This window comes from Methylobacterium sp. JK268, assembly GCF_054052225.1.
Window position 1 is genome coordinate 1 of sequence record NZ_JBSVZN010000058.1, and the last position, 10,534, is coordinate 10,534.

11 protein-coding genes and 1 tRNA gene are annotated in these 10,534 nt (G+C 73.1%); 4 read left to right on the plus strand and 8 right to left on the minus strand.

What is annotated here, in order from left to right:
* Nucleotides 1-4: 4 nt before the first annotated feature.
* A tRNA-Met gene (locus ACW9J6_RS34020) sits at nt 5-81 on the plus strand.
* A gap of 341 nt (nt 82-422) precedes the next feature.
* Here ACW9J6_RS34020 and ACW9J6_RS34025 read toward each other — a convergent pair.
* From ACW9J6_RS34025 to ACW9J6_RS34060, 8 genes are all read right to left on the minus strand, one after another.
* The gene (locus ACW9J6_RS34025) at nt 423-1,505 is read right to left on the minus strand and encodes an alpha/beta hydrolase (RefSeq protein ID WP_457120748.1); all 1,083 of its coding nucleotides are present in this window, start codon (nt 1,503-1,505) and stop codon (nt 423-425) included.
* A 26-nt stretch (nt 1,506-1,531) separates the two neighbouring features.
* Nucleotides 1,532-3,496 (minus strand): alpha/beta hydrolase domain-containing protein, encoded by a 1,965-nt coding sequence (locus ACW9J6_RS34030; protein ID WP_457120749.1) that lies wholly within the window; start codon nt 3,494-3,496, stop codon nt 1,532-1,534.
* 285 nt (nt 3,497-3,781) lie between these two features.
* Complete coding sequence (locus ACW9J6_RS34035; protein WP_457120750.1) at nt 3,782-4,108, minus strand: CsbD family protein; 327 nt, start codon at nt 4,106-4,108, stop codon at nt 3,782-3,784.
* Nucleotides 4,109-4,172: 64 nt separating this feature from the next.
* Nucleotides 4,173-4,376 (minus strand): CsbD family protein, encoded by a 204-nt coding sequence (locus ACW9J6_RS34040; protein WP_457120751.1) that lies wholly within the window; start codon nt 4,374-4,376, stop codon nt 4,173-4,175.
* 27 nt (nt 4,377-4,403) lie between these two features.
* On the minus strand, nt 4,404-5,306 hold the full coding sequence (locus ACW9J6_RS34045) for a PhnA-like protein (protein ID WP_457120752.1): 903 nt from the start codon (nt 5,304-5,306) through the stop codon (nt 4,404-4,406).
* 89 nt (nt 5,307-5,395) lie between these two features.
* On the minus strand, nt 5,396-5,740 hold the full coding sequence (locus ACW9J6_RS34050) for a CsbD family protein (RefSeq protein ID WP_457120753.1): 345 nt from the start codon (nt 5,738-5,740) through the stop codon (nt 5,396-5,398).
* A 269-nt stretch (nt 5,741-6,009) separates the two neighbouring features.
* The gene (locus tag ACW9J6_RS34055; protein ID WP_457120754.1) at nt 6,010-7,485 is read right to left on the minus strand and encodes a helix-turn-helix transcriptional regulator; all 1,476 of its coding nucleotides are present in this window, start codon (nt 7,483-7,485) and stop codon (nt 6,010-6,012) included.
* Between the two features lie 350 nt (nt 7,486-7,835).
* Nucleotides 7,836-8,348, minus strand: coding sequence for a Fur family transcriptional regulator (locus ACW9J6_RS34060; protein WP_457120755.1), 513 nt, complete (start codon nt 8,346-8,348; stop codon nt 7,836-7,838).
* Nucleotides 8,349-8,502: 154 nt separating this feature from the next.
* Between ACW9J6_RS34060 and ACW9J6_RS34065 the strand changes: the two genes are divergently transcribed.
* From ACW9J6_RS34065 to ACW9J6_RS34075, 3 genes are read left to right on the plus strand one after another with little or no spacing between them, the layout of a single operon-like run.
* On the plus strand, nt 8,503-8,649 hold the full coding sequence (locus ACW9J6_RS34065) for a hypothetical protein (protein WP_457120756.1): 147 nt from the start codon (nt 8,503-8,505) through the stop codon (nt 8,647-8,649).
* Nucleotides 8,646-9,536, plus strand: a complete 891-nt coding sequence (locus ACW9J6_RS34070; protein ID WP_457120757.1) for a metal ABC transporter ATP-binding protein — start codon at nt 8,646-8,648, stop codon at nt 9,534-9,536. Before ACW9J6_RS34065 ends, ACW9J6_RS34070 begins: the two co-directional genes overlap by 4 nt.
* Nucleotides 9,533-10,399 carry a metal ABC transporter permease gene (locus ACW9J6_RS34075; RefSeq protein ID WP_457120758.1) on the plus strand — a complete coding sequence of 289 codons (867 nt, stop codon included), beginning with the start codon at nt 9,533-9,535 and terminating at the stop codon, nt 10,397-10,399. The genes ACW9J6_RS34070 and ACW9J6_RS34075 overlap by 4 nt, the downstream gene beginning before the upstream one ends.
* Nucleotides 10,400-10,534: the final 135 nt, after the last annotated feature.

The window sequence follows — 10,534 nt, forward strand, 5'->3', positions numbered from 1 at the left end:
CCGTCGCGGGGTGGAGCAGCCCGGTAGCTCGTCAGGCTCATAACCTGAAGGTCACAGGTTCAAATCCTGTCCCCGCAACCAGTTCACGAAGCCCCCGCCCTCGCAAGAGGGCGGGGGCTTCGTCGTTTTCAGTCGTCTTGAGCGCATTGTTCGACCGGAATCCGGAGCGGTCGTCCTCGCCCCAGGGAGCGACACATCGGGGTCTTCAACCGAGAGGCCTTGGCACGTCCGGGCATACGCCAAAGGTTACATGTCACGCGTCATCAGGGGAGAAGGGCATGGCTTCCCTTTCACCGCCCTAACCGTCCCGCGCGAAGGTCGCCGACGCGAGCTGCTCTCGGAGCCGGAGCCGGCCCACCGTTTCCCAGCCGTGACCGCGGCCCGCCCGGATCCTCCCTGGCGGGCCGGTTCATGTCTCGCCCCTACTTGGCGAGGTGCCGGTCGAAGAATCCTGCGATCTCCTCGAACACCTGCCGGGTCTCCGGGGCGGTGTCGTCACGGATATACTGGGCGTGCGACTGGCCCTCGCCGACCTGGAGAAAAGCCTCGACGCCGGCATCGCGCAGCTTGCGATGCACCCGGACGGTGTTCGACAGGAGCAGGTCGCGCGTGCCCGTGGTCAGGATGGTGGGCGGGAAGCCGCGCATGTCCCCGTAGACCGGCGAGAGCATCGGGTCCTTGAGGTCGTGCCCGGCCGCGTAGACCTTGGCCCCGTCGTCGCAGAACCCGTCGGGAGAGACCAGCACGTTGTCGAGCATCGCGTTGGTGACGAAGCTGTCGCCGACCTTCGTGGTGTCGGACATCGGCGTGCCCGCCGCGATCGCCGCGGGCAGCGGCACTCCCTCCTGCTTGGCCCGCAGCACCATCGCCAGGGTGAGGGCGCCCCCCGCCGAGGTGCCGAAGATCCCCATCTTCTTCGGATCGTTGCTCCGCGTCGCGGCCTTCCAGACCGTCATGGCGTCGTCGTGCGCGGCCGGGAAGTAGGCCTCCGGCGGCATGCGGTAATCGACCGAGATCACCTTGTAGTGGCCGAACCCGGCCATGAAGATCGCCTCGGGCAGGCCGGCCTCGCCCGGGTTGAGCACGTAGCAGCCGCCATGGACGTGGACGAGCAGCCGGTCGCGGTTCTCCGGGGGGATCGTCTCGGGCGTCAACACGAAGGCGCGCACGCCGTCGATCGTGGTGCGCTCGACCTTGACGTGCAGGCGCTCCAGCATCCCGGGCACCAGCTTGCCGAGCGCCGCCGCGCCGGCCTCGGCGACCGGCTTCCATTCCTCTCCGGTCTTGGGATGGATGTCCCAGTTCGTGCGCAGGGGAGCCCCGATGATCGTCGCCATCTGCGGACTGACATCAGCGGGCACCGGCACCGCCTTCGCCGGAACCTGGAGCGGCGCCGGCTGCTGCGCCAGTGCGGGACTCGCGGCCGTGAGGACGGCGCACAGGGCGGCCAACCGGGCGGCCGCGAGACCGCGGGGCCGGATGGTCCGACGGGTCGGAACGGGCATGGGCATCTCCTGTCGTGTCGGGTCGGTCAGGGCTGCCGCGCCGCCTCGCGGGCGGCCTCGGCGAGACGGTCGGCGTCCTCCCGCAGGAGAAGCCGTCCGGCCACCAGCGCGTCCGCCGACCGCCGCACCCGATCGGGATAGGCGGCCTCGGCGTCGCGTTCCTCGAGCGAGAGCCGGGGATCACCCTTCGCCTCGCGCTCGGCCCGCGTGCGCGCCAGGGGGATTCGGCTGCCTTCCCGGTCGCAGAGTTCACCCGCGGGGAACGGCTCCGCGTAGAGGTTCCAGCCCGTGATCGTCGCCCGCGGGACCGCGATGTCCGGCAGGCGGATGCCGGCGATGTCGTGCCCGTCGGCATCGACCTTCGGCACGAGGGGACGGTATTGCGGGCCCACCTCGGGGCGCGGGTCGACGTAGGTCGCGAAGCGGGCGATGGCGTTCGGTGCGTCCGGCACGCGGACGCCCGGCAGGTACGGGAAGCCGGTCTCCGCCGCGGGCACCAGGGTACCGTCGGCGATGCGCGGCACCCGGCTCTCCGGGGGCGGAGCGCCCGTCGCCACCCACTCCTCCAGGGCGACCAGCAGGGCGCGCAGGGCCGGACCGGGATTGAGGGTGCTGCGGGGCAGCGCGCAGGGACCGGGACTGGAGGTCAGGCCGGCCCGTCCGTAGTGGAAGCCGCTCGAGATCAGGTAGGCCCGCGCGGTGGCGGGCAAGGCCGCGTCGCTCCGCCCGAGCGGGTCCGTGGTGAGGAGCGAGGCGCCCTTCTGCCAGTACTCGGTGGAGGTGTTCACCTCCATCAGCAGCGGGTCGAAGCCGTCGCCCCGAAGCAGGGCGCCGGACAGCCCGGTGACCGGATCCCGCATGGCGGCGGCCGAGAACGGGAAGGCGTTCTCGGGATAGAGGTGGTCCTCGTGCTGCGTGTTCGTGCGCGAGGGCTGGCCGAACCGGGCGTTGAGGAAGACGCCGCCGATGCCGGAGATGTGCAGCAGCATCCCGTCGAAGACCCGCCGGCCCTCCTCGTCCTGATTGAAGCCCTGCCGGATGAAGTCGCGCAGGAACCGCCCGCTCTGCGAGATCCCGAGCGCGACGGCGCGCTTCACCGCCCCGCCCGCCGGGTTGGCGGCCCCGCTCTCGGCCCCGCGCAGGAACGCCACCACGTCGCGGGTCGCGGCGAAGCCGATGCCGAGCACCTTCGGACCGGCGGCCCGGTAGGTGAACTCGTACAGGGAGCCGGGCTCGGGCTTCACGCTCTCGGGCAGGAGCCGCAGCTCGCCCGCCGACGCGAAGGTCCAGGCGCTCTCCGGCACGGGGCGCGCCGCATCCGCCTCCCGGCGGCGAACCGTGAGGCTCGCTCCCGCCTTGTCGAGGCTCGCCGCCTTGAAGCTCAGGAAGAACGGCGCCTCGGGCGGCCCGCGCGTGGCGCTGACGAGTTCGTCGCGCACGGTCTCGACGATGGGCCGGCCGTTCAGGGTGGCCACGGGCACGTCGATCGCCATGCCGCCCTGCTGACGGAGGGCGTCCGCCTCCCATCCCGACCACACGATGGTATCGCCCCGCCGCAGCACGAGGCCGGTGCCCGCATCCTGCGGGCTCTTGGGGTCGTTGACCGCCTGGGCGGCCTGGGCGGCCGCGTCGAGCACCCAGTTGAACAGGAACTTCCGGCCGCGGTTCAGCACCTCGTAGAGCAGGGTGCCGCTGCCCCGCGCCGGGTCCTTCGGCCGCAGCATGAAGAAGTCGGTGCGGTATTCAACGCGGCCCTGCGCGTTGCGCGGCGCCAGCGCGATGTCGGCGATGCCGGCGTTGCGCGGATCGGCCGGGTCGAGTTCGCCGCGCGCGCTGCCGATCACGCGCTCGTAGGGACCGGCCTCTCCGAAGCTCTGTCCCTCCGCGAAGGGCTCGACCGTCCGCACCTCGATGGCCGTGACCCGCGCCAGGGCCGGAGACGCCCCCGCCGCGCAGGCCAGCGCGCCGAGAGCCGCCAGGAACCGCCGCATCCGTCCCTCCCCGTTCGGCGTCAGCTGCGCCGTTGCGGGAGAAACTTGCACGCGGGGGATGCTTCGTCGAGGGGTAGCAAGCCTGGGTCGCACCACCCGCGAGGGCCGGGACACAGGCGATCCGGCTCGGCCCGGCCGCGAGGCCGGCGTCTCAAAAACGCCGCCCCTCGCGGAGGCTCACGCGATTCGTCCCCCGCCGATCCCGGACCTGCCCGGGATCGGCGGGGGAGGGGAGGTCGCGCTCGATCCCGAGGCGCCTCCCGCCGCGCGGCTGCGGTCAGGGGCTCAGCGGCCCCGAGTCAGCCATCCCGCCGCGAAAGCCAGGGCCGCGAGGCCGAGGAGCGTCGAGGTCTGGTGGGTCTGCGCGTAGCGGACGGCGTTGCGGCGGTAGACCTCGCCGCGCTGCCGCGCCTCGCGAGCGAGCGCGCCGCCATCCTCGAGCAGGTCCTCGGCCCGGGCGCGCGCATCGCCGTAGGCGTATTGCGCGCCGCCGACCACCTGGTTGAACGCGCCCCGTACCTGCCGGCCGGGATCGCCGGTCAGGCCGCCGAGCACCGTCTGGGCGCGCCCCTTGATGTGGCGCGCGCCGCCCTGAAGCCGATCGCTGTTCATGACGTCACCTTTCGTCTGGAGGAGGGGAGGGGCGGGACAGGCCCGCCCCGGGACGGACCGGCCGTCAGAGCCGGCGCTTGATCGCGTCGGCGGCGGAGGCGATCCCGTCCTTGGTCGCCCCGACGGCGCGCTCGGCGTCGCCCTTCAGTTCCTGCGCCTTGCCCTCGGCCACGAGGCGGTCGTTGCCGGTGACCTGGCCGATTCCCTGCTTGACGTTGCCGATCGCCTGGTCGGCGAGGCCCTTGAGCTTGTCGGTGGTGCTGCTCATCGTCATCTCTCCTACGGTTGGGGGATGTCAGAGGCGGTGCGCCTCGAGGGCGGAGACCGGGGAAACCCGGCCGACGAGGCCGCCCAGGAAGGCCGCGACCGCGCCGAGGATCAGGGCGATGGAGGCCGAGAAGGCGCCCTGCGTGGCGGCCGACTTGGCGGCGACCGCCGCCTCCTGCGCCTTCTGCTTGGCGGTCGTGACGGCCTGCGTGTACTGGGTCTCGTAGTCCTGGACCTGCTTGCGCGCGTCCTCGACCGGGATGTTCTGCGCCTTGGCGAGGGCGTCGGCGGCGCGGGCCTCGGCCTGCTGCTTCTGCGCCGGGTCGCCGGTGAGGACGCCCCGGATCGCCGCGACGGCGGCGTCGCGCAGGGCCTGCGGGTCCTGGCCGTTGGCCTGCTGGCGCACCTTGTCCTCGATCCCGTCGAGCGGGTTGGTGACCTTGGCAAGGGAGGGCGCGGCCGCCTGCGCGGCGGTCTGCACGCTGCCCCCGACGAGGCTGCCGGCGCCGCCGAGCGTGCTCGCCACGCCCGAGAAGGCGCCGCCCACGAGGCCGCCGACCGTCGAAGTCAGCAGGTAGAGGACGACGAGGGTCGTCACCGCCCAGGAGACGAGGCCGTGCAGCCCCGCCGTGCCGGCCCGCGGCTTACCCGAGAGGCGCCCGGCGATGTAGCCGCCCGCCAGCGAGGCCACGACGCCCGAGCCCACGAACCACAGGCCCGCACCGAGCGAGACCGTCGAGGCGGACGGGCTGTCGGAGGCGCTGGTGCCGAGGCTGGCGAGCCCGATGCCGAGACCGACCATGTTGACGATGACCTGCGTCACCAGGGCCGTGACGGTGCCGGCGATGACCGCGCCCCAGGACACTTGGTTGAGGGCGATGGCCCGCGTGTCGCTCGACGCGAGCGACGGGAGGGTGGAGGAAGATGCCACGTTGAAGCTCCGGTTTGGCGAGGGGCGCGCGGGCGCCCGGCGGACCCCGGCGGGCACCGCGCGGCGCCCGCCGGTGCGGGACGCGCCGCTCAGCGACGCCCGTGGACCAGGAGGGCGAGGCCGTACCCGACCAGCCCGGCGATCAGCAGCGAGGCGAGCGGGTACTCGGCCACCTGCTCGGCGACCTCCTGGCGCCCGTGGCGCAGGGCGCGGGTGCTCTGCGCGTAGGCGTCCTCCGCGTAATCCGCGGCCTCGTCGGCGACGTGGCGCACCGCGTCCTTGGCCTGGCCGTAGAGGTTCTCCGCCTGGCCCTGCGCCTCGCGCATCCGGCCCTCCGCGGAATCCCGGTGCGACCCGACGAGGTCACCGACCGCGCCCTGCACCTTGCCGCCGATCTCGCGGGCGGCTCCCGTGATCCGATCCGTATCGACCATATCCGTGTCTCCTTCGGTTGCTCGCGTTGCGCTTGCGTTGGGGCGGCGGGGCGAGCTGCGCTCCCCGCGACCGACCCCGCCGCCGCGGATCCCGCCGGGCACGGCGGTCATCGCCGCCGGCCAGACGCAATCCTTCCCTGCCAGGTCATTCGTGACCCGGTTCGAGAATTCATCGACGGCATGCCCGATGGTTCGTCCTGTCCATCCAGAAGAACCATGTGCATCCGTCAAATGGATCGGCTCTCCCGATCTTCAATAGTCCAAAATTACTAGTACGGCGAGTGATCCGCACCATTCGCACCGGCTGGAAAACCGTGATCGCGGCCCCACAGGATCACCTCCGTGCGCTTGTGAACGCCGAGCTTGCGGTAGAGCGCGGCCGCGTGGTTGCGCACGGTGTTGCGCGAGAGCCCGAGGCGACGGGCGATGGCCGCGTCGTCGAGGCCCGAGCAGATCAGCGACAGCATCTGGCGCTCCCGCCCGGTGAGTCGCGGGGCGGTGTCGTCCGGATCGCCCCGCGCGGGCCGGCGCAGGCTCGCGAGCTTCTCGATCAGGCCGCGGCTGAACCAGGAGGTGTCGGCCATCACCGTCTCGATCGCCTCGAACAATTCGCGCTCCGTCTGCTTGCGCTCGGTGATGTCCTGCAGGACGAGGAGCGCGCAGCCCTCCTCCCCGACATCGATCCGCTCCGCCGAGACCACGACGTCGATCGGGGCCCCGCTCTCGTGGCGCAGGCAGGCTTCGAGCCCCTGCACGAAGCCGGTCCGGACGATCGCCTCCTCGATCCGCGCGCCCTGCGCGTCCGAGACCCACAGGCCGATCTCGCCCGGGCTGCGGCCGATCACCCGGTCCTCGCCGAGGCCGAAGGCCCGGGTGAAGGCGTCGTTCATGGCGGTCACCGCGAGGTCGTCGGCGCGGGCCAGGAGCGTCGGCACCGGCGTGAGCCGGAACGCCTTGGCGAAGCGCTCCTCGCTCTGGCGCAGCGCCACCTCCGCCTTGCGGCGCAGCTCCATGTCCGCGAAGGAGAACAGCATGCAGGGCTCGTCGCCCAGTTCGATCGGCTGGCCCGCCACCAGCACGGCGCGCGTGGCGCCGTCGGGCAGGTCGAGGAAGGCCTCCATCTGCGGGATCGTCGCGCCCGCGTTCAGCCGCTCGACGGCGAGGTCGCGGTTGGCCGCCCCGGCCAGCACGTCGACCTCGTAGACGCTGCGCCCGATCACCGCCTCGCGGGCGAAGCCCGTCATCTCCAGGAAGCCCGCATTCACCTTGACGTGGCGCAGGTCCGAGAGGCGGCAGATCACCGCCGGGGCCGGGTTGGCGTTGAAGGTCTTCTCGAAGCGCTCCTCGGCCTCGAACTGGTCGGACACGTCCTTGAGGATCAGCGCGAGGCAGCTCGGTCCGCCCGCGCCGTCCGTGGCGACGAGGCTGCGCAGGGAATGCACGAAGGTCGCCCCGGGCGAGTCCGTGCGCCGGACCTCGACCACGAGGTCGCGGAGCGTCTCGCCCGCCACCACGCGCTCGATCGGGCTCGGGTCCGGCGGGCGGTTGTTGCGATAGCGCAGCGCGTAGCGCGCCCGGTAATCGGCGGCGGTCCGTCCGAGTTCATCGAGGCTCCCGGCACCGTGCATCGCCAGGGCCGCCTCGTTCGCCCAGATGATCCGGGCGTCGGGCTCCACGAGGATCACGCCCTCGCTCAATCCGGCGATGATCTGCCGCAATTCGGATCGGTCGACACCTTCGGTCACGTCTTGCCCTTCACCCGTTCCGTTGCGTCGGTCGGGCCCATAACAGGGGCCAAAGGCTGCGGTTCCCCGTCCGTCAGTGCCGCTCGGCTGGTATACCGGTATCAGCGCGCGCGGACGCTGGCGGCGGCGCGCCGGGGTGCGGGCCGCCGGGCCGCGGCACTGCAGCGGGTTGTATCGGGCTCAACTTATTGGGCTGCAAAGCATCTCGCGCGGCCGCCGAAAGCGGCAGCCCGCGCAGCGCCGGCGCCTCGCATTACTGATGAGCAGTATTCGGACCGGGCACGGAGGCAGGGTTTCCCGCCGCCGGACCTGCGCGCTTCCGCCGCAGGTGGGGCCGGACGAGGGCGGTGTCAGGCGCCGCGCGGCGGCGGCTCCGTCCCGGCGGAGCGTTCCTGGCAGGCACCGCACTCGCCCTCGATCTCGACGATGCGGCTGGCCGGGCGGAATCCCGCCTGGGCCAGGGTCCGGTCGAGGCCGCGCTCCATCTCGGCGGAACTCGTCTCGTCCACCCCGCCGCAGGCGCGGCAGATCAGGAAGACCACCCCCTCGCCCTCGTGGTGGCCGTGCCCGCAGGGCACGAAGGCGTTGCGGCTCGCCAGGCGGTGCACGAGGCCGTTCTCGGTCAGGAAGTCGAGGGCGCGGTAGACCGAGACGGCCGCCACCCGGCGGCCCGGAGCGCTCAGGCGCTCGGCGATGTCGTAGGCGCCGAGCGGCCGCGCCTCGCCGGCGATCACCTCCAGGGTGCGTTGGCGCAGGGGAGTGAATTGCAGCCCGCGCTCGCGGCACAGGCGCTCGGCCCGGGCGAGCAGGCCCGCTCGATCCTCGCCGCCGCAGCCATGGTCCGTCCGCGCGTGCTCGCTCATGGAACGCTCTCCGGTTGACAGGCCCCGCCTGTTACAGTGTAACAGCGTTGGACCGTCAAGGACGCCGGCTCCCGTCTAGCAGATGACGGGCGGGACGACAGCCGCCGCTTCCCGGACCCGTCCCCGCGCCGGACACGAACGAGGAGAGGCCGCGATGGAGGCCCTGCCGCACGCGACGCCGCCCCGCCCTCCGGCGGCGCCTCCCTCCCTGCTGGGGCTCGGCCTGCTGCCGCGGCTGGCGCTCGCCGGGGGCGCGGCCGCGGCGGTGTGGGGTGTGGTCGCCTGGGCGCTCGGCGCATGACGGCATCGGCCGCTCCCGGAGCCATCGTGTTCCGGGGCCTCACCCTCGGCTACGACCGCCACCCGGCCGTCCACCACCTCGACGGGGTCGTGCCCGCCGGCGCGTCCCTCGCGGTGGTCGGGCCGAACGGGGCCGGCAAGTCGACCCTGCTCAAAGGCATCATCGGCGAGGTCGCGCCCCTCGACGGGCGCATCGAGCATCCGGGCCTCGCGCGGCGCGACCTCGCCTACCTGCCGCAGGCGGCCGAGATCGACCGGGGCTTCCCGATCGCCGTCCACGACTTCGTGGCGATGGGGCTGTGGCGGCGCATCGGCGCCTTCGCGAGCCTGCGCCCGCACCGGGCCGCCGTCGCCGCGGCGCTCGCCCGGGTCGGGCTGACCGGCTTCGAGCGGCGGCCGATCGGAACCCTGTCGGGCGGCCAGCTCCGCCGCGCCATGTTCGCCCGGGTCCTGCTGCAGGACGCCCGCGCGGTGCTCCTCGACGAGCCCTTCGCGGCGATCGACAGCCGCACCACCGCGGATCTGCTCGCCCTGGTGGAGAGCTGGCACCGGGAGGGGCGCACGGTGATCGCCGTGCTGCACGACCTGGAGCAGGTGCGCCAGCACTTCCCCGCGACCCTGCTCCTCGCCCGCGAGCCCGTGGCCTGGGGCGCCACCCGGACCGTGCTGACGGCGCCGAACCTGCGCCGGGCGCGCCAGCTCTGCGAGGCCTGGGACGAAGCGGCGCCGGTCTGCCGGGGCGGCGCGCGCACGGACGCGGGCCACGCTCACGGCGACCACGCTCACGATCACCACGCTCGCGGCGACCACGATCACGGGTCCCACGCCGAGGAGCCGCACGGGCACGGGCCGCACGGCGCGGCGCCGGACCGCGAGCACGCCGCGTGATCGACCTCCTCGTCGCGCCCTTCGCGGATTTCGCCTTCATGCGGCGGGCGCTCGCCGGCAGCGTGGCGCTCTCGGTGAGCGCGGCGCCGGTCGGCGTGTTCCTGACCCTGCGCCGGATGAGCCTGATGAGCGAGGCGATGAGCCACGCCATCCTGCCGGGGGCCGCCGGGGGCTTCCTCCTGGCGGGCCTCTCGCTCCCCGCCATGACGCTGGGCGGGCTCGCCGCCGGGCTCGCCGTGGCCTTCCTGGCCGGCGCGGTGTCGCGCGCGACGGTGCTGCGCGAGGATGCGAGCCTGGGCGCCCTCTACCTCCTGGCGCTCGCCGCCGGCGTCCTGATGATCTCCCTGCGGGGCACCTCGGTCGACCTGCTGCACATCCTTTTCGGCACCGTGCTCGCCCTCGACGACGCGGCCCTGCTGCTGCTCGGCAGCATCGCCACCGTCACGCTCGTCGGGCTCGCGGCGATCTACCGTCCGCTCGTGCTCGAATGCGTCGACCCGCTGTTCCTGCGCTCGGTGAGCCGGGCGAGCGGGCCGGTCCACTACGCGTTCCTCGGCCTCGTGGTGCTGAACCTCGTCGGGGGCTTCGCGGCCCTCGGCACCCTGCTGGCGGTCGGCCTGATGCTGCTCCCGGCCGTGAGCGCGCGCTTCTGGGCCACGGACCTGTCGGGGCTGATCCCGGCCGCGATGGCGCTCGGCCTCGCGTCGAGCCTCGCGGGCCTGCTCGTGTCCTACTACGGCGACCTGCCGAGCGGGCCGGCGATCGTGCTCACGGCGGGCCTCCTCTACGTCGCCTCGATGCTGTTCGGGACCCGCGGCGGCCTCGCCTGGCGGCTGCTGCCGCGCCGCCACCTCGAGGCCTGACCCTAAAGGCTGTTATGGCCCGTAGACAGGCGTTGTGCTGTCCAGGGTTGGGCGCCGGGCAGGAGCCGGCTGCAGCCGGTAGCGGGGCGACCGGCAAGGCCGGCGACGCACCCGGCGCCCAACCCTGGACAGCCC